Origin of the sequence: Mycobacterium noviomagense (assembly GCF_010731635.1) — a bacterium.
Taxonomy (GTDB): domain Bacteria; phylum Actinomycetota; class Actinomycetes; order Mycobacteriales; family Mycobacteriaceae; genus Mycobacterium; species Mycobacterium noviomagense.
Genome location: NZ_AP022583.1, coordinates 731,082 through 754,782 on the forward strand (window position 1 = coordinate 731,082; position 23,701 = coordinate 754,782).

Genomic DNA, 23,701 nt, shown 5'->3' on the forward strand with positions numbered 1-23,701 from the left:
TCAGCCTGGCCAGAACGCAAGCCGGATAGTCCGGTCTAACCCACATTCGATGGAGGGAGCCGATCGTGCCGGAAGCTGTCATCGTCTCAACCGCCCGCTCACCGATCGGCCGCGCCGCCAAAGGATCCCTGGTCACCATGCGGCCCGACGATCTCGCCGCGCAGATGGTGCGCGCCGCGCTCGACAAGGTGCCCGAGCTCAACCCGCACCAGATCGACGACCTGCTGATGGGCTGCGGCCAGCCGGGCGGTGAGTCCGGCTTCAACATCGCGCGCGTGGTCGCCGTGCAGCTGGGCTACGACTTCCTGCCCGGCACCACCGTCAACCGGTACTGCTCGTCGTCGCTGCAGACCACCCGGATGGCCTTCCACGCGATCAAGGCCGGCGAGGGCGACGCGTTCATCTCCGCCGGCGTCGAGACGGTATCCCGCTTCGGCAAAGGCACCTCCGACTCCTGGCCGGACACCAAGAACCCGATTTTCACCGAAGCCCAGGAACGCACGGCCGCCGCGACCGAGGGCGCCGACGAATGGCACGACCCACGCGTCGACGGCACACTGCCCGACATCTACATCGCGATGGGTCAGACCGCCGAAAACGTCGCGCTGCTGACCGGGATCAGCCGCGAAGACCAAGACCACTGGGGTGTGCGCAGCCAGAACCGCGCGGAAGAGGCGATCAAGAGCGGATTCTTCGAACGTGAGATCGAGCCGGTCACGCTGCCGGACGGCACCACGGTCAGCGTCGACGACGGACCACGACCCGGCACCACCTATGAGAAGGTCAGCCAGCTCAAGCCGGTGTTCCGGCCCAACGGCACCATCACCGCGGGTAATGCCTGCCCGCTGAACGACGGCGCCGCCGCGGTAATCATCAGCAGCGACACCAAGGCCAAGGAGCTGGGCCTGACGCCGCTGGCGCGCATCGTGGCCACCGGTGTGTCGGCGCTGTCACCCGAGATCATGGGCTTGGGCCCGATCGAAGCGACCAAGAAAGCGCTGGCCAACGCCGGCATGTCGATCCGCGACATCGACCTGGTCGAGATCAACGAAGCTTTCGCCGTGCAGGTACTCGGATCGGCTCGCGAGCTGGGTATCGACGAGGACAAGGTCAACGTGTCCGGCGGGGCGATCGCGCTGGGCCATCCCTTCGGCATGACCGGCGCACGCATCACCGCAACGCTGCTCAACAACCTGCAGACCTACGACCAGACGTTCGGCCTGGAAACCATGTGCGTCGGCGGCGGCCAGGGCATGGCGATGATCGTCGAGCGGCTCTCGTAACCGCCCACCGCGTCGAGTCTGCATCGTTGACATCGGTTCTGCGTCTACGGCGCTGCTGCGGGCCGGGACCGGGCTGTCACCGCAGACTCGACGGAGTCACCGCAGACTCGGCGCGGTTCCCCGCAGACACGGCGCAATGAAAAGCCGGCACACGCTGTGCGCATGCCGGCTTTTCGTCGCCAAAGCTAATCGTTCTGCAGGTAACTGAGCAGCCGCAGAATTTCGATGTACAGCCAGACCAGCGTGACGGTCAGGCCCAGAGCAATGCCCCACGCCGCCTTCTCCGGCGCGCCGGCACGCACCATCTGGTCGGCCGCGTCGAAGTCGATGAGGAAGCTGAACGCCGCGATGCCAATGCAGACCAGCGAGAAGATGATGGCCAACGGCCCGCCGCTGCGCAGGCCCAGGCCCTCACCGTGGCCGACACCGAACATGCCCAGGACCAGGTTGCCGATCATCAGGGCCAGCACGCCGAACAACCCGGCGACGACCATGCGGGTGAACTTCGGCGTAACACGAATGGCGCCGGTTTTGTAGACGACGAGCATGCCAGCGAACACCCCAAGGGTGCCCAGGATCGCCTGCCCGATCAGCACTCCGGCGTTGGTGGACGACACGGCGAAGTGGGCCAAGACGAACGAGAAGGCGCCGAGGAACAGGCCCTCCAGCGCGGCGTAGGTCAACACCAGCGCCGGGCTGTCCTGCTTGCGGGCGAAGGTGGCGATCAGCACCAAGGCCAGCCCGCCGAACGCGCCGACGAAGGTAAACGGCATGGCCAGGGCTAGGTGGCCCGCCACCAGGAAGTAGGACACCACCGCGACCGCCGACAGCAATGCCAGCGTGAAACCGGTCTTGGTGACGACATCGTCAATGGTCAGCGGGCGCGAAACGCCGGTCCGCCGGTCGTACGGAGCCACGTAAGGGTCCGTCTGGTACCCATACTGGGTCGCGGCACCGGCAGCGCCAGTACCGAACTGCGCGTATCCGCCGCGCTGCTTGGGCAGCGAACGAAATACCGGGTTGCTAGTTTCCCGCACCGTCGGATCCTCTCCTTGAGCTGTGGCTTCGAGCTGTGCGAACACCTGGTCAACGATCAACGGCTCGGCCGGGTTCCCGGCCCGAAAACGTCTTGAAGCCGCTCTCCAGCTAAACCTTACCCGCGGGCGCCCCGCCTGGGGCAACGATCTAGATTGCTGATCAGTCTTGGCGTGCATCCGACGGAAGGAGACCGGGCGCGTGACGGGCGAATCGGACGAGGTCCTGACCCGCATCGATGATGGCGTCGCCGTTGTGACACTCAACCGCCCCAAGGCGATCAACTCGCTGACCCAGAACATGGTCAACGCGCTCAGCGCAGTTCTCACCGAATGGGAACACGACGACGCCGTGCACGCGGTGGTTCTCGACGGGGCCGGCGACCGCGGACTGTGCGCCGGCGGCGACGTCGTGGCGATCTACCACAGCGCACGCGCGGACGGTGTTGCGGCGCGGCGCTTCTGGCGCGACGAATACCTGCTCGACGCGCAAATCGCCAGGTTTCCCAAACCGTACGTGTCGTTGATGGATGGCATTGTGATGGGCGGCGGTGTGGGTGTCGGCGCGCATGCCAACACCCGGCTGGTGACCGATACGACGAAGATGGCGATGCCCGAGGTGGGCATCGGGTTCATCCCCGACGTCGGCGGTACGTATCTGCTCTCGCGGGCTCCTGGGTCGCTGGGCCTGCACGCGGCACTGACCGGGGCGCCGTTCTCCGGCGCCGACGCCATTGCAATGGGATTCGCCGACCACTACGTGCCGCACGACCAGATGCAAGCATTCACACAGGCGATCATCACCGACAACGTCGACCGCGCGCTCGCCGACCACGCCGTCGAACCGCCCGCCAGCAGCCTTGTGGCCCAACGGGATTGGATCGACGAGTGTTACGCGGGCGACACTGTTGCCGACATCGTCGCCGCGCTGCGCGGTCATGACTCCGCTTCGGCAAACGACGCGGCCAACCTGATCGGCACCCGCTCGCCCATCGCGTTGTCGGTGACACTCGAGGCGGTGCGCCGCGCCGCCAAGCTCGACACGCTGGAAGACGTCCTGACCCAGGACTACCGGGTGTCATGCGCCGCCCTGCGCTCACACGACCTGGTCGAAGGTATCCGCGCCCAGCTGGTGGACAAGGACCGCAATCCGAAGTGGTCGCCGGCGTCGCTTGCCGAGGTCAGCGCGGCCGATGTTGACGCGTATTTCGTGCCCGTCGACGACGACCTGAAGTTCTAGAAAGGCGGCAGATGATCGACAAATGGGAAACCATCCTGGTCGAACGCGACGGACGCGTCGGCACCATCACGCTGAACCGGCCGCAGGCGCTCAACGCGCTCAACAGCCAGATGATGAACGAAGTCACAAGCGCTGCAACAGAATTCGATAGCAACCGAGGTATCGGCGCGATCATCATCACCGGTTCGGCAAAAGCGTTCGCCGCCGGTGCGGACATCAAGGAAATGGCCAACCTGACGTTCGCCGACGTCTTCAGCGCCGACTATTTCGCTCCCTGGTCGAAGCTGGCCGCGGTACGTACCCCGACGATCGCCGCAGTGGCCGGGCACGCGCTCGGCGGCGGGTGCGAGCTGGCGATGATGTGCGACGTGCTGATTGCGGCCGACACAGCGAAATTCGGCCAGCCGGAGATCAAACTCGGCGTATTGCCCGGCATGGGCGGCTCGCAGCGGCTGACGCGGGCCATCGGCAAGGCCAAGGCTATGGATCTCATCCTGACCGGGCGCACCATCGACGCCGCCGAAGCCGAGCGCAGCGGCCTCGTCTCACGCGTGGTCCCCGCCGACGACCTGCTCACCGAGGCTAAAGCTGTGGCCAGCACCATCGCTGGAATGTCGCTGTCAGCGACCCGGATGGCCAAGGAAGCCGTCAACCGCGCGTTCGAATCCACCCTGGCCGAAGGGCTTCTCTACGAACGTCGGCTATTTCATTCGGCTTTCGCCACCGACGACCAGTCGGAAGGCATGGCGGCGTTCATCGAGAAACGCCCGCCGAACTTCACGCACCGGTAGAGGCCACCACGCCCGCGAACACCAACGCGTGATATCCGCCGACGACGTCGGTTGCCTTGTGCAGCCCGAGATCCTGCAGGGCGGCCGCCGCCAGGCTGGACGTGTAGCCCTCCGAGCAGACGATCACCCACTCGACGTCGTCGTCGACGGCTTGGGGCAGCCGGGCGTCGCTGGTTGGGTCGCATCGCCATTCGAGCACGTTGCGTTCGATCACCAGCGCGCCCGGCACCTCGCCTTCGGCAGCACGCTGGGCGTGCGGACGGATGTCGACGAGCACCGCGCCCCGTCGCAGCGCATCGGGCACCTGCTCGGCGGTGAGCCGGCACAACCGGGCCCGCGCGACACCCAGCATCCGGTCGATGCGGCTGGTCATGGCACCTGGTCGGTCAATTCAGTGCGCCGGCGGCGCAGCGTGTTGCGGTCGGTGACTTCGTAATACGACATCGCCGTCAGCGGCGGCGAGTACGCATGCACGCTCAGCGTCGGCCCCGCCGGTGCGTCCGCGGGTGGCGGAGCCCACACCACGTCGTGCACCCAGCCCAACGGAAACCCGGCCTGGTCGCCGGCCTCAAGCCGTCGGCAACGCAATTGCTCTTCCTCCCAGCGGAATTCGTCGAGGGCCCCGGACAGCAACGTCAACGCCCCGAGTGATCCGCCGTGGTCGTGCAGCTCGGTGGAGTGCCCGGGCGCCCAGCTGATCAGCCAGATGTCGATCTCGTCGTCGCCGTGGATGCGGCTGAACCAGCGGTCGTTGGCCGGCACACCGTCGGGCGGCAGCAGGTGGTCGTAGTGCCCGCTGAGCACCTCGTCGGCGGCCTGGTCGGTGGCATGCAACAGGTCGGGCACCCGCAGCCGGGTGGGCCCGGAAACCGACGGGATGGTGGATGTCCGCAGCGCGAGAGGGCTGGCGAGAACCATGAGAACTCCGGAAGGGATGGACGGATCTGGGGTCGGCGATGCGTCAGGGCCGACAACACTCCAGAACTGTGGCGCGCTCCATCACGGCAGCCAGTGTTGCATAGATTGGCTGCGTGCGCTGGTGTCGATATCGCCCGCTGGTGTGGGCCACGGTGTTCGCGGCGGGATTGCCGGTGACCGCAAGCTGCTCGTCAGCAGATCACGGCGGCACGGCTGCTCCGTCTTCTGCGCCGACGACGTTGGCGCCTTTACCGGCGACGAGCCCGCCACCGCCGGGCGCCATCGGCGTCTCGCCGGGCGGGGTCACGACCAAGGTCGACGTGCCCGCGGACTCGTCCCAGGACGAATATGGCCTGGCCTGCCGCGCTGCTCAGGAGTGGATGGCCGGCCGCGGCAGCGACCGCCATGCTCTGATCGAGCCGTATCTGGCGACCGTCCAAGCGCCGAACGCCAAACCCGGCAAGGGCACATTCAACAGGCCGTGGGCGCAGCTGACGCCGGGGCAGCAAGCTGCGGTGATCGTCGCGGTACAAGCGGCTGCCGACGACCAGTGCGGCTAGCACACCGCCCGCGCCGCAATTCGAATCAGGCGTGAAAGAAATGCACGCCCCGTGAGCGAGACGGGCCAAAGAACAAGCGGCGGCGCGCAGAATGAACTGATGGCTGTAGCTGATCCGGTGCGTTCGCTCGGCGCATCGCAGCCTGCTGCGCTTCGGGTGAGCAATTCATCGCGTCCGCGCGTGGCGCTGGCGCTGGGCAGCGGCGGCGCCCGCGGATACGCCCACATCGGGGTGATCAACGAGCTGCAGGAGCGCGGGTATCAAATCGTCGGGATCGCCGGTTCGTCGATGGGCGCGCTCGTCGGTGGCCTACAGGCGGCGGGAAAGCTGCACGAATTCGCTGATTGGGCAAGGTCACTGACGCAACGCGCCATCCTGCGTCTGCTGGATCCGTCGCTTACCTCAGCCGGAGTACTTCGGGCCGAAAAGATTCTCGACGCGGTGCGCGACATCCTTGGCGACGTCACCATCGAGGAACTTCCCATTCCCTACACCGCAGTGGCCACCGATCTGCTGGCCGGCAAATCCGTGTGGATGCAGCGCGGCCCGGTCGACGAGGCCATCCGTGGCTCCATCGCGATACCGGGCGTGATCGCACCGCACGTGTCCGACGGGCGGCTCTTGGCCGACGGTGGGATCCTCGACCCGCTGCCGATGGCGCCGATCTCGGCAGTCAACGCAGACCTGACCATCGCAGTCAGCCTGAGCGGCAGCGAAACCGGCGGCAGCCGCGAGTCGGAGCCGCGCGCCACGACCGAGTGGCTGAACCGCATGGTGCGCAGCACCTCGGCGTTGTTCGACACCAATGCTGCCCGGTCGTTGTTGGACCGGCCGACGGCGCGGGCGGTGCTCAGCCGGTTCGGCGCCGCCATTCCCGAACCCGACGACGAGTCCGAGCTGCCCGACGCCGACGAGCCGCTCGAAGTGCCCAAGCTGGGCAGTTTTGAAGTGATGAACCGGACCATCGATATTGCCCAGGCCGCGCTGGCGCGGCACACAATCGCTGCCTATCCGCCCGATCTGCTGATCGAGGTGCCCAGATCGGTGTGCCGCAGTCTGGACTTTCACCGTGCAGCCGAGGTGATCGACGTCGGCCGCACGCTGGCCACCCGTGCGCTGGACAGCCTGAACACCGACGCCGACGAAGCTGCACCGCCGGCAATCGAAAGCTGACCAAGCATGGTTCGACGCGCTGCTCCGGACGCCGTGGCCGCCGACCGACCATGGAAACGGCCCGGCGCGCTCAGGTACGCGTTGACGCGACTGCGCGGGTTCTGGCGTTCGCCCGTCGAGGTTTACGCTCCGCAACCCGACACCGTCGTGGTGCGCGGTGATGTGGCGGTGACGACCCGCGACGGGACCGTGCTGCGCGCCAATGTTTACCTGCCGATTGGCGAAGGCCCCTTCCCGGTGCTGGTGTGCGCCCATCCGTACGGCAAGGACAACCTTCCCCGAAAGCGCAGACGCGGCTATTCGGTGCCCATTCAATACCGGGTGCTGCGGCAACCCTCACCGGTGCGGTTCTCGACGCTGACCAGTTGGGAGGCACCCGATCCCGCGTGGTGGACGGCGCAGGGTTTCGCCGTGCTGAATTGCGATCTGCGCGGGGCCGGACGCTCCGACGGTGTGGGGGCATTGCTGTCCGACCAAGAAGGTGAGGACGTCTACGACCTCATCGAGTGGGCGGCGACGCAGTCGTGGAGCGATGGTGCGGTCGGCATGATCGGTGTTTCCTACCTGGCGATCTCGCAGTGGAAGGCGGACAATCTGCACAGCCGCGGATCGGTGCGCGGCTTCGAGCAGATCAGCTCGCCGGATCGGCATCTGCATACCCACCGTGGCGGCAAGTGGGCAACGTTCTACTCCGCAGCGGCGCTGCAGGCGCAACTGGCGTTCTTCGACCGGCACCTGCGAGGCGCCACCGAAGCACCGATGCCGCGGGTCCGGTTGGAGGTGCGCGAGGATCGCGACCGTGTTGTCGAGGTGCGAGCCGAAAACAGCTGGCCGCTGGAGTCCACACAGTGGACGGCACTGCATCTCGGCAGTGCCGGCCTGGGCAGCACACCCGCGGAGCAACACGGCTCCACCACATTCCACACCCGTTGGAACGGAACGTCTTTCGGTTGGACGCTGCCGGAGGACACGGAGATCACCGGGCCGATGGCGCTGCGGCTGTTCGTGGAGGTTCACCACGGCGACGACGTGAACCTGTTCGTCGGTGTCGAAAAGTGGCGTGGAGGCGAGTTCGTTCCGTTCGAGGGCTCGTATGGGTTCGGGCGCGATCGGGTCACCTGCGGGTGGCTGAAGGCCTCGATGCGGGCGCTCGACCAGAAGCTTTCCCGGCCGTTCGAGCCGGTACCGAGGCTGGATGCGCGGAACCCGTTGCGGCCGGGTCAGGTTGTCGGGGTCGACATTGCGCTCGGGCCATCGTCGACGCTGTTTCGGGCCGGCGAACAACTTCGGCTGGTCGTCGCCGGGCGCTGGCTGTGGCCACGCAACCCGCTCACCGGCCAGTTCCCCGCCGCATACGAGCGCGGGCCCCGCGACAACTGCACGCTGCATTGGGGACCGGACCGGGATGCGCGGCTGCTGATCCCGGTGATCCGCTAGACGCTGTCCAGAAATGCGGCGACGGCGGCCGCCTCTCGGCGACCCTGCGCCCGACCGGCTTTCGCCGACGCTTCCCGGCACCGTGGATCCAGCGCGTTGGGCCCGAACGCGGCCAGCGAGTCGTCGTCGGCGAACACCCCGAACGCCGCGCCACGGAATGCTGCGACCTCGGCAGCCGGTCCAGCGCCGAACGGCGACGGTGCCGACGCACCGGAAGGCACCAGCACCACAGCCACGTCGCAGTCGTCCGCGACGTCGAGATTGACGCTGCTGCCGACCCCGCCGTCCATGTAGCGCCGGTCTCCGATCGTCACCGGCGGCCACGCTCCGGGTACCGCGCAGCTGGCAGCCACTGCGTCGACCAGACTCACCCCGGATTCATGGTCCAAGACGACACGTTCACCGCTGGCGATGTCGACCGCGGTGACCCGCAAGACGCGGTCCGGCCAGTCATGTGACGGCAGGCGGTGGGCGATCACCTCACGGCGAACCGGCTCGGGAACGGTTTTGGTCGCCGCAGCGATCGCCCCGATCCGTTGCAGCTTCTGACGCGTCGTGCCCGGCTGGGTCACGGCGGTCAGGAAATGCTCGGTGATGGTGTCAATGCCGACACCAGGATCTATTTCGGCCGACGTGGCGGTGACTTGCCGCGCGTACAACTCGTCGAGGGCCAGCCCGCTGCTGATCTGCACCGCGACCGCTGAGCCGGCCGATGTCCCGACCAGTACGTGAGAATCCAGCAGCATTCGCGCCGTGTCCGGCGACTCATCGGAGATTCCCCGCAGAACCCCTGTCTCCCAAGCAATCCCTGCGACTCCCCCGCCTGCGAGGACCAGTGCACGTTTGGCTGACACGGTTAGCGCGCCGACGTGTGCTGCGCCGCCTGAGCCGCCGAGCTCAAATCATCGTGGCTCAGCTGGTGGCGGGGCGGGTCGGGCAGCACCACGTCGCAGCTGACCTTCAGGGCAGCGTCGACGTGCACCAGTTCGCCCGGCGCGATCAGACGCCACCGCGGGTCGTCGTCCATGGGTTCGCTGGCGAACACCACCGACGAACAGGTGTCCAGCTGTTCGGACTGCGCACGAATCCTGTTGGTGCGCAAGTGGAAACGTGCCGCTGGCGGGCATTCGCGGCGGTCCAGCATATACAGCTCGTTGGGCTCCGGATAGCGCAGCGCCCAGACGTCGGTGGCCGTGCTCAGCAGGACGTTGACCGCATAGATCGGCACGTTGGCCGCCAGCCATTGCATGGCGTCGACCAGACCGGCCGGCACGTCGCCGCCACGGGCACGTATCGACGCGGTGATCAACGCAAAGACGCGCTCGGAATCGGTTTGGCCCAACACCAGGTCGGCGGTGCCGAGCTCGCGGAGCCGCTCGTCGAGCACATCGAGGCCCTCGACCACACCGTTGTGGGCGAAGATGCGCTCGTCCTGCAAAAACGGATGGGTGTTGACCACGTCGTGTGCGCCCGTCGTTGCATATCGCACATGTGCGACGAAGGTGGTGCCGGTCATGTCATGGGCTTCGGTGGCGAAATCACGGTCCTGCCAAGCCGCGATCGGCTGCTTGCGCAGTTCCGGGCAGCCCCGGCCGTCGAAGACACCCAACCCGGTGCCGTCTGGGTTCCGCCGGCTCTGAGCGTCCAGGTTGTCGGGGGCGTCGAGCAGCCAGAAGGTGGCGGTCACGACGTTGGTCCCGGCGTGCAATGCAAACAGTCGACACATGGTGTCGACCGTAGCGACTGCCTACGAGAAGACGGGTAAGCACCCGTTTCGGTACGAATCGGGTGCTTCCGTCCCTGCTGGCCCTAGTCTCGCAACTCGATGATCTGATACGAGTTCTCGGCGTGGTTGGCCCGGATCGCCTTCTTGTCGTACTTGCCGACACTGGTGCGCGGAATCTGGTCGACGAACGTCCACCGTTCCGGCAACCACCATCGAACTACCTTGTCCGCCAAGAACTTTCGCAGCCCGGCGGCATCCGTCGCAGCACCTTCCTTGAGGACCACCACGGCCAGCGGCCGCTCCTGCCAGCGCTCGTCGGGCACACCGACGACCGCGGCCTCCACCACGTCGGGATGGGCGATCAAGTAGTTCTCCAGCTCGACCGACGAGATCCATTCCCCACCGGACTTGATGACGTCCTTGGCGCGGTCGGTCAGCGTGATGAAGCCGCGCTCGTCGATACGGCCCACATCGCCGGTGCGCAGCCAGCCGGAGGCGAACTTCGACGGGTCATGCCCGCGGTAGTAGGAGCCGGTGATCCACGCACCGCGAACTTCCAATTCGCCGACGGCTTCGCCGTCGTTGGGCAGCACGTTGTCGTCGTCGTCGACGATGCGGGCCTCCACCCCGCATACGGGCTGGCCCTGCGTGGCGCGTAGCGACCAGTGCTGCTCGTCCGGGGTCCCCGGCGGCGGCCACGCCATGGTCGCCATCGGCGATGTTTCGGTCATGCCCCACAGCTGGCGGATCTGGACGCCGTGCTTTTCCTCGAAGGTCCGGATCAACGAAAGCGGGACGGCCGAGCCGCCGCAGGCTACTAGCCGCAACGACGACAGGTCGTGGTCGGGATTCTTATCCATGTAGTGCAGGACGTCGTTCCAGATGGTCGGGACCGCTCCGGCGACGGTGGGCCGCAGCTTCTCGATCATGTCGATCAGCGACCTGGCGTCCAAATGCCGGTCGGGCAGCACCAGATCCGCACCGGCCATCAGCGCCGCATACGGCAGGCCCCAGGCATTGGCGTGAAACATCGGCACAACCGGTAGCACGCAATCGCTGGACCCGACACCGATTCCGTTGGCAGTGCACGCCGCCATGGTGTGCAAGAAGCTCGAACGATGGCTGTAGACAACGCCTTTGGGATTGCCTGTGGTGCCGCTGGTGTAGCACATCGCAGCAGCGGAGTTCTCGTCGATGTCGGGCCAGTCGAACTCGGTGGACTCGCCGGCGATGAGCTCGTGGTAGCGCAGCACGGTCTTGCCGGCCTGTTCCAGCGGCGCGATGTCCCCCTCTCCGACCGCGATCACACTGTGCACGGTCTCCAGGCGGGGCAGCATCGGCGCCAGCAATTGGGTCAGCGACATGTCGACCACAACGACTTGGTCTTCGGCTTCGTTGGCGATATAGACGACTTGGTCGGGGAAGAGCCGGATGTTGAGGGTATGCAACACCGCACCCATCGCCGGCACTGCCACGTAGGTCGTCAGGTGTTCGGCGTTGTTCCACATGAACGTCGCGACGCGGTGGTCTCCGGTGATGCCAAGACGGCGCAGCGCGTTCGCCAACCGGGCCGCGTGCTGGCCGAGTTCGCGGTAGGTGCACTGCCGGTAGCCGTCGCCGGTGGCGGTGGTGACTTTGCGCGCACCGTGAACGCCGGAGGCGTGCCGCAGGATGGCGGTGATGGTCAACGGGAAGTTCTGCATTGTGCTCTGCATCGACGGCCCCCGTTATCGTTCCCAGCGTCGCTTCATGTTCGCATCGCGCGAATGCTAGCGCCGAGACGGCCCGTTGTGAGTGGTTCCCGCGAGAAGCGCAGGTGAACCACTTCGAACTAGGTCAACGCGGGTTCGAGCTGCGGGAATTCGCGTGTGCGCTGCTCGAGCGGCGCGGTGTGCTCGCCCTCTGTTTCGGTCAGCGATGCGGTCGGCGAGGCAATCGAGATGACCGTGACCGCGCCGGAATAGTCGGCGACGTAGAGGTACTTCCCGTCGGGGCTTTCCGCGACGCATGACGGCTGGCCGCCCACGGTGACGGCGCCGATGACGTCATAGGTCGAGGTGCACATCACGGCGACGCGGTCATCGCCGACCAGGTAGGCGCGGTCGCCGTCGCCGCTGAGCTTCAGCTGGGTGACCAGTCCCCCGGTCTCGCTCAGCTTGCGCGTGACAGTGACTTTGTTGGTATGAGTGTCGATCACGTCGACGACCACCCCGAAGTCCGCGCCGTTGCTGACGACATAGGCGGTTCGGCCGTCTGGGCTTATCGCGACATCGCGGATGGCCCAACCGATGTCGACGGTGTCGATGACACGCCGAAGGTGCGTGTCGATCGCGACGACTTCGCCGCCAGACGGCCGCTGGACGGCGACGTAGAGACGCCGGCCGTCGGGCGTCACGCGCACGCACTCTGTGCTGCTGCCGGCTGAGGCGGCGATGTCGATCGGCTCGACCCGGCCGGTCGCCGTTTCGAGGACGGCGACGTCGGCGCCCGTCGCTGCGACGCGGCTGACGTACACGTGTCTGCCGTCGGGACTCACCGCCAAGTCGGTCACAGTGAGATCCACGGGATGGGATGCGACGACGCTGTTGCTTTCCAGGTCGATGACCGCGATGCCGTCGTAGGCCGGCGACACTGCGTTGACGTATGCGTGGCCGGGGTCAGCACCGCTGATGGCGATGGCGAAGGGTTCGTTGATCCCGGCGACTGCGTTGACTTCGGCCCAGCTGCCGGTGCGGATAACCGACACACTGTCGTCGCCGTAGTTGCTCAGTAGCAGCCGACCACCGTCAGGGCTGGCGTCAATGCCACTGATGGGCCCACGATGCAGCGCCATTCCGGCCACGACCGAAAAAGTCATCGCCGTCGGGACATCGGCGAATGACGGGTTATCGCCTGACTTGCTTTTCACATAATCCACATTGCTCACATTGACACCAGCCTTTGCTGTACTTGTCGCGCTTTGACGCCGCGCGACAATGGTCACCGCAGCAAGACGACCGGAATAGGTCCTGCTTAAGCACGATTTCGGCACTCAGGCAGCGCCGCTTCCGGCCGAGTCTAGCGGCCGAATTTGCCACAAGACGCAAGCATTTCGACGCCTACCCCAGGGTCAGGGGAGAAAATCTCAGGATACGCTTAGACGTCGATCGCCGCTTCTCAGTCGCTCGCCGTAGAGCGAACATAGGAATGTAGTTTTGCAGGCCTTTGGATGTTGCTCGCTAATCTGACCGGCGGCCGGCGCGACGGTGTGAAAAATTAAGAATTTTTCAGCATCGGTATTGAAAAGAGTCGAAGGTCACATGGATACCGCGCGCGCTGGACTGGCGGCGTCTATGCCGCGCGCAGGAAGGCTTCGACCGCCCCGGGGCCGCCGGCTGCGGTGACGGCTTTATTGGTTCGGGACTTTGGCCGCGATCCGGCTGGCGATCTCGACAGCTGAGTTCTTCGGATCGGCCGCGCATGTATTGATGTCGATGACCACGTTGTTCCGGGAGGTCAGCGCCCGTCCACAGCCCCATCCGCCGACATTGGCGTTCTCTTGGGTCGCGGTGGTGCTCAACATGCCGTTGGTGTTGGATACCGGTCCCACGTCCCACACGGTGTGGCTCTGGGTATGGGTGTACTGGTGACACGCTGACCACTGGAGGCCCGAGGCGGCGACAAAGGCGCTGGCCTGCTTGGCGGAGGGAAACAGCACTACCGCCTGCTCGACAAAGTGGGTGAAGTTATCGCCCTCTTGGAGCGTCTCATCGCGCTCAGCGGTGTATTTGATGCCGGCATAGACCTTTTCCTGCGCCGCACCGTCGACGGCCAGGCATTCCTTGGGCTCCATCGTGGCGCTGTCGTCAGACATCTCGGTGCGATATCTCGTCACCTTCAGCTCGCCTGCCCCCATGACGGCGCTCACGTCTTCAGGGGTTAGCAGCAACCCCTTCAGCCCCGCCTCTGTAATAGGAGGCGGTGGCTTCGTTTTGGTCGTAGTCGACTTGACGGCGGCGTGATCGCTGCCGCCGCCACATGCGGTGGTGAGAAGGCAGATGGCCGCGACGGCGCGTGCGGCCTTCAGATAGCGCATGTGTTCATCCCGCATCCCCGCCGTAACTCAACCGATCAGCGCGGCGCATTAGCCCAACAGCCTTGCTGGTCAGAATTTGCGTGTTAATGAGCGTACCGTCACCGCGGACGGATAATGCCGGTAATTCGCTAGTTCCTTGCGGCAACATGCGATTTCGATCAGATGCCGGACAGTTTGCGGAATCAACTTGGCGACAGCCCGCGGGCGGGCTGAAAGTTCGGATCCGCCAGGGTGCTTGGCGTGCACCCGGTCGTCGGCCTGGTCACCAGATGTGCCCCCACTGGGACTCGAACCCAGACTGGACGGATTTTAAGTCCGCTGCCTCTGCCAATTGGGCTATGGGGGCATCGCAGTTGAGAGCGTATATGTGTTGGGCTTTCCTGGAGCGCGACCACTCGTTGCTGCTGCTCCAAGTCGAAGACAACCGGTCAACGCAGTAACATCTCGCCATGAATCGAGCAGCCGGCGGGCTGTGCATCGCTGCCGTAGGGACGATTACATGGCTTGGCGCCGGCGTGGCCTACGCCGACCAGACCGACAGTTCGTTCCTGGCGGCGCTTGATCAGGACCATGTCACCTACACGGACCCGACGCGGATCATCAACTACGCCAAGCAAGTATGCGCGGCACTCCATACCGGACTCCCAGCGGGCGAACTGGTCAACCGCATCCAGTCGGAAAACCCGAAGCTGACTGCCCAGGGCGCCAGCTATTTCGTGGCCGACGCCGTCGCACACTACTGCCCCGACCTGAATGTCGCTGCCCAACCCACCACAGGAACTCACCCGTAACGCAATCCGCCGGAAGCGTTGCGGCGCCGCCCAACTCGCGTCGACCACCACCGCTGAGGTAAGCATCGACTCTCCAGCCAGGCAGCTGGCTCAGCCGCGGGTGCCGCGCTGGACTCGCGCTAGCGCGGCGGCGGGCAGGTCTGTGGGAGTGATCAACGTCATTGTCGACCACTCGTCGTCGACTGGGAAGATTGCTGGTGATGGCCTTCTGGAGATCGCAGGTTGAGCTGTCTCGGGAATCGGGCAAAGGCGCTGCACTCGACCAGCCTCAGTCCCCGAACCGGACCCTGAGCGTTAAGCAGCAGTTAAGGAACCCTCACTTGAGTTGCAACAGGCCTGCCCGTGGGTGCCGCACCGGAACGCAGCAGGGCCTTAGCAGACGCCGGGGTCGTTAACAGCGCGCATAGTGGCCGCGAACGCGGCGCTGGCCGGAATCCCGTAGGCGTTCGTGAATCCGTGCGAGCGTCATGATTATGTCAGCAAACCCGCCGCCTGCGTTAAAAAGCCGTTAACAACGGATCACTGAGCGCCGCCGGCGGGTAACCGTGGAGCCGTGGCATCGCTAACACGACACCACGCCAGTAGCTGACCCATCGAGGGGGTCGGGATTGTTTGCGCGTTAGGAGGGGGCAATGTCCTTGGTGACTACACAGCCGGCGCCGTCGAGGGGAACCGCCGGCACTATGCAGCGCATCGGCTCCGCGTTGGCCGCCCCGAACCCGGCCGACGCAGCCCGGGCAACGGTGTCGTTTCCGCGACGGCCGATGACGTTTCCGCACTGACGGTCGACTCCACCGGGGCGGGCTCGACGTAGGCGCCCAACCAGTTCGGCCACCGCACTCACCGAAACGCAGCGCTTACGACACAGCTAAGAGTGCCCTGGCAAGCGAAGTCGCTGGCTTTCGCAACGTGAAGCCGCTTATCAGACACAACCCTGTGATCACAGCGGCCGCGCCACCCCAAGGCCGGTCCCTATTTCCCTGAGGAGGACGGATGTCTTTCGTGACCACACTGCCCATCGCGCTGGAGGCGGCGGCGGGCAAGCTCGAGGCTCTCGGCTCCGCGCTCGCCGCCCAGAACGCGGCGGCCGCCGCGCCGACGACCGGCGTCGTTCCCGCGGCTGCGGACGAAGTGTCAGCGCTGCAAGCGACGCAGTTCAGCGCATACGGCACCTGGTACCAGCAGGTCAGCGCCCAAGCCACCGCGGTTCACCAGACGTTTGTGAACACCCTTGCCGCCAGCGCCGGTTCCTACAGCACCACCGAGGCAGCCAACCAGGCGGCGACTAGTGCTGCGGCCGATCCCCCCAGTGTTTTAAGCCTGCTAAGTCCGATCATCGGGACACCGGCATACACCGATGGCGGACTGCTGTCGAACAACCCCGCCAGCCTCTTGAACATCAACAGTGGGAACTGGGGTGCGGCGGCGTCCGACTTGTGGGCGCTATCCGGCGGTGGTCTTCTGCCCAGCAATAACGGGCCGACCGCCGTTCCGGCCGAGGGCGCCGCAACCGCGGCCGTGGCAGGCGCGGCCCAACCCACAGCCCAGGCGGCCCCGGCGGTCCCGACGGGCGGCGGGGCCCCGGTGATGGCCGGCGTGGGGCAAGCCTCCTCGGTTGGCCGGCTGTCCGTGCCGCCCAGTTGGGCCGGCGAGGCCGGCGCGGTATCCAGCCCTGCGCCGGCGAGATTGGCGGGCATGGGCTGGACTGCTGCGGCACCGGAAAGCACACCGGTGGCCACAGTGCCGGCCGGGATGCCGTCGGTGGCGACCGCCGGCAAAGCCGCCGGCTTGGGTGCGCCACGCTACGGCGTCAAGCCGACTGTGATGCCAAAACCGGAAGTCGTCTGACGGTCGGGATTCGAAATGCCCTCGAAGCCAGTGATTTACCAGCGGAACGACGGTTTGAAGGAACGGAATACCAATGTTTGATTTCGGAGCATTACCCCCGGAGATCAACTCCGCGCGGATATACGCCGGTCCCGGTTCGGGACCGATGATGGCAGCCGCGGCGGCTTGGAACAACCTGGCGGCCGAGTTGGGCTCGACAGCGGCCGCCTACCAGGCGGTGATCGCCGAATTGACCAGCGAGTGGATGGGCCCGTCGTCGGCGGCAATGGCCGCGGCGGTGCAGCCATACGTGGCGTGGATGAGCTCCACCGCCGCTGCCGCTGAGCGCGCGGCGGCACAAGCCACGGCGTCGGCGGCTGCCTATCAGACGGCGTTTGCGATGACGGTGCCCCCGCCGCTCATCGCGGCGAACCGGGCACAGTTGGCGGCACTGGTGGCCACCAACATCCTGGGCCAAAACACCCCGGCGATTATGGCGACCGAAGCCCACTACATGCAGATGTGGGCCCAAGACGCCGCAGCCATGTACGGTTACGCCGCCTCCTCGGCCAGCGCCGGCACGTTGAACCCGTTGACCGACCCGGCGCCGATCGCCACCCCCGGGGCAATGATGGGGCAAGCCGCCGCAGTCGGCCAAACCGCCGCGACCGCCACAGGCACGCAAGCCGGTCTGCCGCAGCTTGTTTCGACCTTGCCCAGCGCTGTGCAATCGTTTGCCTCGCCGCTGGCTGCGCCCGCGGCCCCGCCGGGACTCCTGGGCACGATCAACGACTTCTTCGGGATCCCGGTCGTGTCGAACTCGATCAACAGCGCCAACAACGTTGTGGCATGGAACGTGATGAACATCATCCCGAACATGATTTTGCTGCAGAACGCGCTCGGGAACGCCAACGCCCCTGCCGCCGCCGCTGGCGCGATGAGCGCCGAGGCTCCTCTCGCCGGTGGGTTGGCCAGCCCCGTTCTGGCGGGCACGTCGGCGCCGGCCGGTGCTGGCGGCTTCGGCGGGGCGCCGGTGATGGCGGGCATGGGGCAAGCGTCGGCGGTCGGCAAGTTGTCTGTGCCAGGCACGTGGTCGGCGGCCACCCCGCAGGTGAGTTCGGCCTCGGCGTTGGAGGGCTCGGGCTGGGCTGTTGCCGCTGAAGAAACTCCGCCGGTGGCGACCATGCCAGCCGGGATGCCTTCGGTGGCTTCAGCCGGCCGCGCCGGCGCCGGCTTCGGCGCGCCGCGCTACGGCTTCAAACCCACCGTGATGCCCAAGACCGTCTTGGTATGACGAGAAAAGGGGGAACATGAAACTTGCTTGACTTCAGGCGTTCATCACCACGCCTTCCCTGTCCACCGGGCGGCGTAGCCCGCACCAACCAGCGAAGACTTTCAAGATAAGGAGACATCCAAATGCCCACCCGTTTTATGACCGATCCGGACCAGATGCGGGCGATGGCGGGCCGTTTCGACGTGCACGCTCAGACCGTTGAGGACGAGGCCCGCAAGATGTGGGCGTCGTCGGTCAACATCGCCGGTGCCAGCTGGAGTGGTACTGCACAGGCCACCTCCTACGACACCATGAGCCAGATGAACCAGGCCTTCCGCAACATCGTCAACATGCTGCACGGCGTGCGTGACGGGCTGATCCGCGACGCGAACAACTACGAGCAGCAAGAGCAAGCGTCCCAGAACATCCTGCGCAGCTAGCAACGAAAACCGTTAGGAGAAAACCCACATGACGATCAACTATCAATTCGGTGACGTCGACGCCCACGGTGCGACGATTCGGGCGCAGGCTGCGGCGTTGGAGGCCGAGCACCAGGCGATCATCCGCGACGTGCTGGCCGCCGGTGACTTCTGGGGTGGCGCCGGGTCGACGGCGTGCCAACAGTTCATCACCGAGTTGGGCCGCAACTTCCAGGTGATCTACGAGCAGGCCAACGCCCACGGCCAAAAGGTGCAAACCGCCAGTGCCAACATGAACAGCACCGACACCGCCGTCGGCTCCAGCTGGGCCTGACAACGGGGCAAGACGTGGCCCGCACACCCACGCGGTGTGCGGGCCATCGTCGTTGCCGAGCGATTGCAGCTACGCCAGTGGGCTTAGCCGGCGATCGGCGAACGCGTGATCACCTTGGGGCGCAACCCGACTTGGTGAATCCCGCCATGCCCACCGATTAGCGGCGTCGCCGAGCCTGCGTAAAGGCGGGTTGAAACGCGCGTAAAGATGGTTGGTAAACCGTTAAGAACCCGTTAACTACGAAGCGGCCGCACACCGTCGGGCCTAACTTCATTCCCGGATCCACCGTCGGGGCTCCTCAGCGCCGAGGGCTATGTTGCAGTGCCCCCGTACGGTCGGCGACCGATCTGATCGCGTGGTCGCAAACCGGGGCAATCGGGGCGCGAAGGGAGAAGCCGTATCGGGAGTTTCCTACGCCGCCCTTACAGTGGGGCCTTCGCGTTGCCGGGCTGTTCCACAGGCTGGTCGAATAACTATGAGCTTCGCACTGCGCTCGGCCGGTTGTCGTCGCCGCCTCGACGGCGTGCCTGGCGGCGGCTTCCGGAAAGTTCCTACGTGACCCCCGCGTCTGCGGGTCGAGCGCTCCTCACCCTGATGGGCGCACCGTCATCGCGTACGCCGTCTCACACGCGGCTGCCAGCGCACCAACCGAGGACCCAAGCTGCAATGCCTCGGAATATCTGCACTATCGCACCAATCGGACAAGGAACGTGGGTATGACATCACCGGCTGGCCGACTGGGCATCCCGCTCTCGATCACCGACGTATGTAAGCGTGCCTTTCTGGGCAAGCCGATGATCACCGACGCGCTCCAGCACGAGAAACTGTCGAACCCTGTTGCACTCGGCGCGCTTTCGCCCGATGCCATCTCCTCCACCGCCTATGGTCCGGAGCAGATCATGGTGGAACTGCTGCCGGCCGCCGGCCTGGCCGCCTTCGTGTTGCTGCTCCCGGTCATCGGCGTCATCTTGTTGATCCTGGCGCTGGTGGCCGCGTCGTATCGCCAGGTCGTTATGGCCTACACCCGAGCTGGCGGCTCCTACATCGTCGCGCGGGAGAATTTCGGTCCGCGGGTGGCGCAGATCGCGGCGGCAGCGCTGTTGATCGACTACGTGGTGACCGTCGCGATCCAGTGCGCGGCCGGCACGGTGGCAGTGGCGTCGGCTATACCGGTGCTGGGCCCCTACAGCCTGGAAATCACCGTGGGCGCGGTGCTCATCTTCTGCTATGCCAACCTGCGCGGGTTGCGGGAGGCCGGGCGGACATTCGCCGTGCCGACCTATTGGTTCGTGGCCATGCTCGGCTTGATGATCGTAATCGGTATCGTTCGTGAGATCTTCTGGGGATTGCCGAAATACGATCCCGAGCACATTGTCGGTGCCGTGCCGGTCCATCAGGGCAGCGGCCTGGTGATGGGTGCGACGGTCCTGGTGATGTTGCGGGCGTTCGCCAACGGCGGCTCGTCGCTGACCGGCGTCGAGGCGATCTCCAATACTGTCAACCTCTTTCGTAAGCCGGAAGGCCCGAACGCGCGGCGAGTTCTCACCGTGATGGCCTGGATTCTCGGGCTCTCGCTGGCCGGTGTCGCGTGGCTCGGCTACGCAACCCACGCGACTCCGTATGCCGCCGGTTATCCGTCGATGCTTTCCGAAATCGGCCGCGCAGTTTTCGGCAACGGCATGGTCGGGAACATCTTGTACTTCCTGTTGCAGGCGTCGAGCGCCGCCATCTTGTACAACGGCGCCAATACCAGCTTCAACGGCTTTCCCGCCCTCGCCAACTTCGTTGCCGAGGACCGCTTTCTGCCACGGCCGCTGATGAAACGCGGCCATCGCCTGGTGTTCTCCAACGCCATCATCACCCTCACCACCCTGGCGGTCGCACTGCTGCTGGCGACCGGCGGCTCGGTCAACGCGCTGGTGCCGCTTTTCGCGATGGGCGTGTTCAGCGCGTTCGCGATGGCCGGTTACGGCATGACGAAACACCATCTCACCCACCGTGAACCGGGCTGGCGCTACAAGCTGGTGGTCAACTTGTCCGCGGGAATTTTGTCGACACTCGTGGTGGGAATCTTCGCAGTCGCCAAGTTCACCGAGGGAGCCTGGCTGATCGTCGTGGTCTTCCCTGCGTTGGTGTTCGCATTGATGCGACTGAATCGGCAGTATCGTGCCGAGGCCTCCGCCCTGGAGATGTCTCGCACCAAGCCACCGGAATTCACCAAGCATGGACGTCATCGGGTGTTCGTCTTGGTGGACTCCGTCGACCTTGCGGAGGTCGAGGCACTGCGCTACGGCAAGGGGCTGCAGGCCGACGAGCTGGTGGCTGTTCACTTTGTGCTGGACGCGGCTCGTGCAGAACGATTGCAGCGGGGCTGGAAGCGCTTCGACGGCGATACCCCGCTGCGGGTGATCGACTGCCCGGATCGTCAACTGAACCGGGCCGCCCACGATCTGGTCCAGCAAACGCTCACCGAGCATCCGGGCTCCAAGATCACCGTACTGTTGCCGCGTCGAACGTATTCGCCGCTGTTGGGCCGACTGCTTCATGACCGCACCGCGGACAAGATCGCCAAAGTCGTCAGCCGGATCCCGGGTGCCAGCGCGCAAATCGTGCCCTACGACATAAAGTCGCGCATAGCGCAGGTTTCCAAGGGCCCGCATGCCGATTCTCGGCCTAGGGAAATGCTGCCGACCGCCGGAACGATAAGCCCAAACGGCAACCGGCCCATGTCCATGGTCGACCCTGCACCCGGTGTGGTCGAGTGAACCTAGGAAGTGATGCGTTGTGACTACGTCGGGCAGCGGGCAGGAGCTACCGCCGTCATTCTCCGATGCGTGTAAACGGATTTTTCTGGGTAAGCCACTGACCAGCGAGCAGCTCGAATCAGAGAGACTGTCGAATCCGGTTGCTCTCGGGGCACTTTCGCCGGATGCGATTTCGTCGACCGCCTACGGTCCCGAGCAGATCATGATCACGCTGCTGCCCCATGTGGGGCTGGCTGCATTTGTGTTGTTGCTTCCGATCACCGGTGTCATTCTGCTTATCCTGGCGTCGGTAACCGCCTCATATCGCCAGGTCGTCATGGCCTATACCCAAGCGGGCGGCTCTTACGTGGTCGCGCGGGAGAACTTCGGCCCCCGGTTAGCACAAGTCGCCGCGGCTGCGCTGTTGATCGACTATGTGGTCACCGTCGCGATACAGCCTGCGGCCGGGACGGTGGCGGTGGTGTCGGCCATACCCGCGCTCCGTCCCTACAGCCTGGAAATCATGGTGGCTGCGGTGCTCGTCTTTTGTATTGCCAACCTGCGTGGATTGCGTCAGTCGGGCCGGGCATTCGCCATAGCGACTTACTCTTTCGTCGGCATGCTCACACTGATGATCGTTACCGGCGTCATCCGCGAAATCTTCTGGGAGCTACCGAAATACGACCCACAACATATTGTGGGGGCGGTGCCGGTCCATGAAGGTGGGTTAGTGGCGGGTGCGACGATTTTCGTATTGCTGCGAGCATTTGCCAACGGGGGTTCGTCGCTGACGGGGATAGAGGTGATTTCCAACACCGTCAATGTCTTTCGGGAGCCGCAAGGTCCCAACGCCCGTCGCGTCCTCACCGCGATGGCCTGCATCCTCGGGCTGTTGTTGGCGGGCGTCGCCTACCTTGCCCACATCACCCACGCGACGCCCTATGTCGCTGGGTATCCGTCAATGCTGTCAGAGATTGCCCGGGCGGTCTTTGGTAACGGGGCGAGCGGGAACACCCTGTACTTTCTCGTCCAGGCGGCGAGCGCTGCCATCTTATTCACCGGTGCCAATACCGCCTTCGGCGGTTTCCCTGCGCTGGCCAGTTTCGTTGCCGGTGACCGTTTCCTGCCGCGGCCGCTGACAAAACGCGGTCATCGTCTGGTGTACTCCAACGGCATCATCACACTTACCGCACTGGCTGTGGCACTGCTACTGGTAACTGGCGGGTCGGTCCACGAACTGGTGCCGCTTTTCGCGATTGGCGTTTTCACCGCTTTCGCGATGGCCGGCTATGGCATGACGAAACACCATCTCAGACATCGTGAGCCCGGCTGGCGACACAAGGCCATGGTCAATGTGGCCGCGGGAATCATGTCGACGGTGGTGGTCGGCGTCTTCGTGGTCGCCAAATTCACTCAGGGAGCCTGGCTGATAGTCGTCGTCTTCCCCCTGCTGGTGTTCGCATTGATGCGCCTCAACCGCCAGTACCGCGCGGAGGCCTCGGTTCTCGAGATGTCACGCACAGAGCCTCCCGACATAGCCAAGCATGCCCGACTTCGGGTCTTCGTCTTCGTGGACTCGGTCGACCTCGCCGAGGTCGAGGCACTGCGATACGGAAAGGGACTGCAGGCCGACGACCTGGTCGCGGTGCATTTCGTGGTGGACACGGATCACGCCGCACAGTTGCGGCAGCGCTGGGAGCGCTTCGATCACGACACCCGCCTTAGTCTGGTCGATTGTCCGGATCGCCACCTCAGCCGGGCCGCCCAAGAGTTCGTCATGCAGGCGCTGCACGACAATCCGGGCTCGAAAGTGACGGTGTTGTTGCCGCGTCGAACATTTTCGCCGCTGCTGGGCCGGCTGCTGCACGACCGTACCGCCGACAAAATGGCCCGGGCCGTCAGCCGCATTCCCGGTGCGACCGCGATTATCGTGCCCTACGACATCAAGTCCCGGCTAACGGGGGCAGCACCGGAGATATTTGCAGAGCAGGGCGCGCCAGACAACGACCAATCGGAGCCGCGCATGCTGCGCATCGAGAAACACTAGGTCGCGATCGTTCGGTGAACGACGTTCGC

Annotated in this window: 21 protein-coding genes, 1 tRNA gene and 1 pseudogene; 14 read left to right on the forward strand and 9 right to left on the reverse strand. The window is 65.3% G+C overall.

Features of this window, described 5'->3' with window-relative positions; genetic code table 11:
• The first annotated feature begins 65 nt into the window (after nt 1-65).
• Nucleotides 66-1,283, forward strand: coding sequence for an acetyl-CoA C-acetyltransferase (locus G6N15_RS03200; RefSeq protein WP_083089799.1), 1,218 nt, complete (start codon nt 66-68; stop codon nt 1,281-1,283).
• A gap of 185 nt (nt 1,284-1,468) precedes the next feature.
• Here G6N15_RS03200 and G6N15_RS03205 read toward each other — a convergent pair whose 3' ends face one another.
• Nucleotides 1,469-2,320 (reverse strand): Bax inhibitor-1/YccA family protein, encoded by an 852-nt coding sequence (locus G6N15_RS03205; protein ID WP_083089804.1) that lies wholly within the window; start codon nt 2,318-2,320, stop codon nt 1,469-1,471.
• A gap of 199 nt (nt 2,321-2,519) precedes the next feature.
• Between G6N15_RS03205 and G6N15_RS03210 the strand changes: the two genes are divergently transcribed.
• Together G6N15_RS03210 and G6N15_RS03215 are read left to right on the forward strand one after the other, a co-directional pair.
• The gene (locus tag G6N15_RS03210; protein WP_083089798.1) at nt 2,520-3,557 is read left to right on the forward strand and encodes an enoyl-CoA hydratase/isomerase family protein; all 1,038 of its coding nucleotides are present in this window, start codon (nt 2,520-2,522) and stop codon (nt 3,555-3,557) included.
• An 11-nt stretch (nt 3,558-3,568) separates the two neighbouring features.
• Complete coding sequence (locus G6N15_RS03215) at nt 3,569-4,348, forward strand: enoyl-CoA hydratase (RefSeq protein WP_083089797.1); 780 nt, start codon at nt 3,569-3,571, stop codon at nt 4,346-4,348.
• On the opposite strand, the gene G6N15_RS03220 is transcribed toward G6N15_RS03215, so the two are convergent.
• Nucleotides 4,335-4,721: a rhodanese-like domain-containing protein gene (locus G6N15_RS03220; RefSeq protein ID WP_083089796.1), complete on the reverse strand. Its 387-nt coding sequence runs from the start codon at nt 4,719-4,721 to the stop codon at nt 4,335-4,337. The genes G6N15_RS03215 and G6N15_RS03220 overlap by 14 nt on opposite strands.
• Nucleotides 4,718-5,266, reverse strand: coding sequence for a cupin domain-containing protein (locus tag G6N15_RS03225; RefSeq protein WP_083089795.1), 549 nt, complete (start codon nt 5,264-5,266; stop codon nt 4,718-4,720). The genes G6N15_RS03220 and G6N15_RS03225 overlap by 4 nt, the downstream gene beginning before the upstream one ends.
• Before the next feature lie 113 nt (nt 5,267-5,379).
• On the opposite strand from G6N15_RS03225, the gene lpqV reads away from it, so the two are divergent.
• From lpqV to G6N15_RS03240, 3 genes are all read left to right on the forward strand, one after another.
• Nucleotides 5,380-5,826: a lipoprotein LpqV gene (lpqV, locus tag G6N15_RS03230; protein ID WP_083089794.1), complete on the forward strand. Its 447-nt coding sequence runs from the start codon at nt 5,380-5,382 to the stop codon at nt 5,824-5,826.
• Nucleotides 5,827-5,925: 99 nt separating this feature from the next.
• A complete protein-coding gene (locus tag G6N15_RS03235; protein ID WP_083089803.1) occupies nt 5,926-6,999 on the forward strand; it encodes a patatin-like phospholipase family protein in 1,074 nt (357 codons plus the stop codon).
• A 6-nt stretch (nt 7,000-7,005) separates the two neighbouring features.
• On the forward strand, nt 7,006-8,436 hold the full coding sequence (locus G6N15_RS03240; RefSeq protein ID WP_083089793.1) for a CocE/NonD family hydrolase: 1,431 nt from the start codon (nt 7,006-7,008) through the stop codon (nt 8,434-8,436).
• Here G6N15_RS03240 and G6N15_RS03245 read toward each other — a convergent pair.
• The 6 genes from G6N15_RS03245 to G6N15_RS03270 all read right to left on the reverse strand — a co-directional run bounded on the left by G6N15_RS03245 (nt 8,433) and on the right by G6N15_RS03270 (nt 14,583).
• A complete protein-coding gene (locus G6N15_RS03245) occupies nt 8,433-9,290 on the reverse strand; it encodes a patatin-like phospholipase family protein (RefSeq protein ID WP_083089792.1) in 858 nt (285 codons plus the stop codon). The two genes, G6N15_RS03240 and G6N15_RS03245, sit on opposite strands and share 4 nt — an antisense overlap.
• Nucleotides 9,291-9,292: 2 nt before the next feature.
• Nucleotides 9,293-10,162 carry a class II glutamine amidotransferase gene (locus G6N15_RS03250; RefSeq protein WP_083089791.1) on the reverse strand — a complete coding sequence of 290 codons (870 nt, stop codon included), beginning with the start codon at nt 10,160-10,162 and terminating at the stop codon, nt 9,293-9,295.
• Between the two features lie 83 nt (nt 10,163-10,245).
• Nucleotides 10,246-11,877, reverse strand: a complete 1,632-nt coding sequence (locus G6N15_RS03255) for a long-chain fatty acid--CoA ligase (protein WP_083089790.1) — start codon at nt 11,875-11,877, stop codon at nt 10,246-10,248.
• A gap of 116 nt (nt 11,878-11,993) precedes the next feature.
• Nucleotides 11,994-13,070 (reverse strand): beta-propeller fold lactonase family protein, encoded by a 1,077-nt coding sequence (locus G6N15_RS03260; protein WP_139798026.1) that lies wholly within the window; start codon nt 13,068-13,070, stop codon nt 11,994-11,996.
• Nucleotides 13,071-13,550: 480 nt separating this feature from the next.
• A complete protein-coding gene (locus G6N15_RS03265) occupies nt 13,551-14,237 on the reverse strand; it encodes a sensor domain-containing protein (RefSeq protein ID WP_083089802.1) in 687 nt (228 codons plus the stop codon).
• 272 nt (nt 14,238-14,509) lie between these two features.
• Nucleotides 14,510-14,583 (reverse strand) — tRNA-Leu (locus G6N15_RS03270).
• A gap of 103 nt (nt 14,584-14,686) precedes the next feature.
• On the opposite strand from G6N15_RS03270, the gene G6N15_RS03275 reads away from it, so the two are divergent.
• The 8 genes and pseudogenes from G6N15_RS03275 to G6N15_RS03310 all read left to right on the forward strand — a co-directional run bounded on the left by G6N15_RS03275 (nt 14,687) and on the right by G6N15_RS03310 (nt 23,672).
• Nucleotides 14,687-15,028, forward strand: a complete 342-nt coding sequence (locus G6N15_RS03275; protein ID WP_083089788.1) for a DUF732 domain-containing protein — start codon at nt 14,687-14,689, stop codon at nt 15,026-15,028.
• Nucleotides 15,029-15,660: 632 nt separating this feature from the next.
• Entirely contained in the window at nt 15,661-15,810 is a 150-nt protein-coding gene (locus tag G6N15_RS03280) for a hypothetical protein (RefSeq protein ID WP_163747917.1), read from the forward strand.
• Between the two features lie 211 nt (nt 15,811-16,021).
• The gene (locus G6N15_RS03285; RefSeq protein WP_083089787.1) at nt 16,022-16,876 is read left to right on the forward strand and encodes a PPE family protein, SVP subgroup; all 855 of its coding nucleotides are present in this window, start codon (nt 16,022-16,024) and stop codon (nt 16,874-16,876) included.
• A 73-nt stretch (nt 16,877-16,949) separates the two neighbouring features.
• A complete protein-coding gene (locus G6N15_RS03290) occupies nt 16,950-18,149 on the forward strand; it encodes a PPE family protein (protein ID WP_083089786.1) in 1,200 nt (399 codons plus the stop codon).
• 122 nt (nt 18,150-18,271) lie between these two features.
• A complete protein-coding gene (locus tag G6N15_RS03295; RefSeq protein ID WP_083090076.1) occupies nt 18,272-18,568 on the forward strand; it encodes a WXG100 family type VII secretion target in 297 nt (98 codons plus the stop codon).
• A 28-nt stretch (nt 18,569-18,596) separates the two neighbouring features.
• On the forward strand, nt 18,597-18,881 hold the full coding sequence (locus tag G6N15_RS03300) for a WXG100 family type VII secretion target (RefSeq protein WP_163747919.1): 285 nt from the start codon (nt 18,597-18,599) through the stop codon (nt 18,879-18,881).
• Between the two features lie 716 nt (nt 18,882-19,597).
• A pseudogene (locus G6N15_RS03305) lies at nt 19,598-21,523 on the forward strand (APC family permease); the annotation flags it as partial.
• Between the two features lie 325 nt (nt 21,524-21,848).
• Nucleotides 21,849-23,672 (forward strand): APC family permease, encoded by a 1,824-nt coding sequence (locus tag G6N15_RS03310; protein WP_232070339.1) that lies wholly within the window; start codon nt 21,849-21,851, stop codon nt 23,670-23,672.
• Nucleotides 23,673-23,701: the final 29 nt, after the last annotated feature.

What these genes read in the sequence shown, in the direction of transcription:
- G6N15_RS03215 (WP_083089797.1), top strand. Translation starts at nt 3,569, where the DNA reads ATGATCGACAAATGGGAAACCATCCTGGTCGAACGCGACGGACGCGTC.
- G6N15_RS03220 (WP_083089796.1), bottom strand. Translation starts at nt 4,721, where the DNA reads ATGACCAGCCGCATCGACCGGATGCTGGGTGTCGCGCGGGCCCGGTTG.
- G6N15_RS03225 (WP_083089795.1), bottom strand. Translation starts at nt 5,266, where the DNA reads ATGGTTCTCGCCAGCCCTCTCGCGCTGCGGACATCCACCATCCCGTCG.
- G6N15_RS03235 (WP_083089803.1), top strand. Translation starts at nt 5,926, where the DNA reads ATGGCTGTAGCTGATCCGGTGCGTTCGCTCGGCGCATCGCAGCCTGCT.
- G6N15_RS03240 (WP_083089793.1), top strand. Translation starts at nt 7,006, where the DNA reads ATGGTTCGACGCGCTGCTCCGGACGCCGTGGCCGCCGACCGACCATGG.
- G6N15_RS03250 (WP_083089791.1), bottom strand. Translation starts at nt 10,162, where the DNA reads ATGTGTCGACTGTTTGCATTGCACGCCGGGACCAACGTCGTGACCGCC.
- G6N15_RS03255 (WP_083089790.1), bottom strand. Translation starts at nt 11,877, where the DNA reads ATGCAGAGCACAATGCAGAACTTCCCGTTGACCATCACCGCCATCCTG.
- G6N15_RS03265 (WP_083089802.1), bottom strand. Translation starts at nt 14,237, where the DNA reads ATGCGCTATCTGAAGGCCGCACGCGCCGTCGCGGCCATCTGCCTTCTC.
- G6N15_RS03275 (WP_083089788.1), top strand. Translation starts at nt 14,687, where the DNA reads ATGAATCGAGCAGCCGGCGGGCTGTGCATCGCTGCCGTAGGGACGATT.
- G6N15_RS03280 (WP_163747917.1), top strand. Translation starts at nt 15,661, where the DNA reads ATGTCCTTGGTGACTACACAGCCGGCGCCGTCGAGGGGAACCGCCGGC.
- G6N15_RS03285 (WP_083089787.1), top strand. Translation starts at nt 16,022, where the DNA reads ATGTCTTTCGTGACCACACTGCCCATCGCGCTGGAGGCGGCGGCGGGC.
- G6N15_RS03290 (WP_083089786.1), top strand. Translation starts at nt 16,950, where the DNA reads ATGTTTGATTTCGGAGCATTACCCCCGGAGATCAACTCCGCGCGGATA.
- G6N15_RS03295 (WP_083090076.1), top strand. Translation starts at nt 18,272, where the DNA reads ATGCCCACCCGTTTTATGACCGATCCGGACCAGATGCGGGCGATGGCG.
- G6N15_RS03300 (WP_163747919.1), top strand. Translation starts at nt 18,597, where the DNA reads ATGACGATCAACTATCAATTCGGTGACGTCGACGCCCACGGTGCGACG.
- G6N15_RS03310 (WP_232070339.1), top strand. Translation starts at nt 21,849, where the DNA reads ATGATCACGCTGCTGCCCCATGTGGGGCTGGCTGCATTTGTGTTGTTG.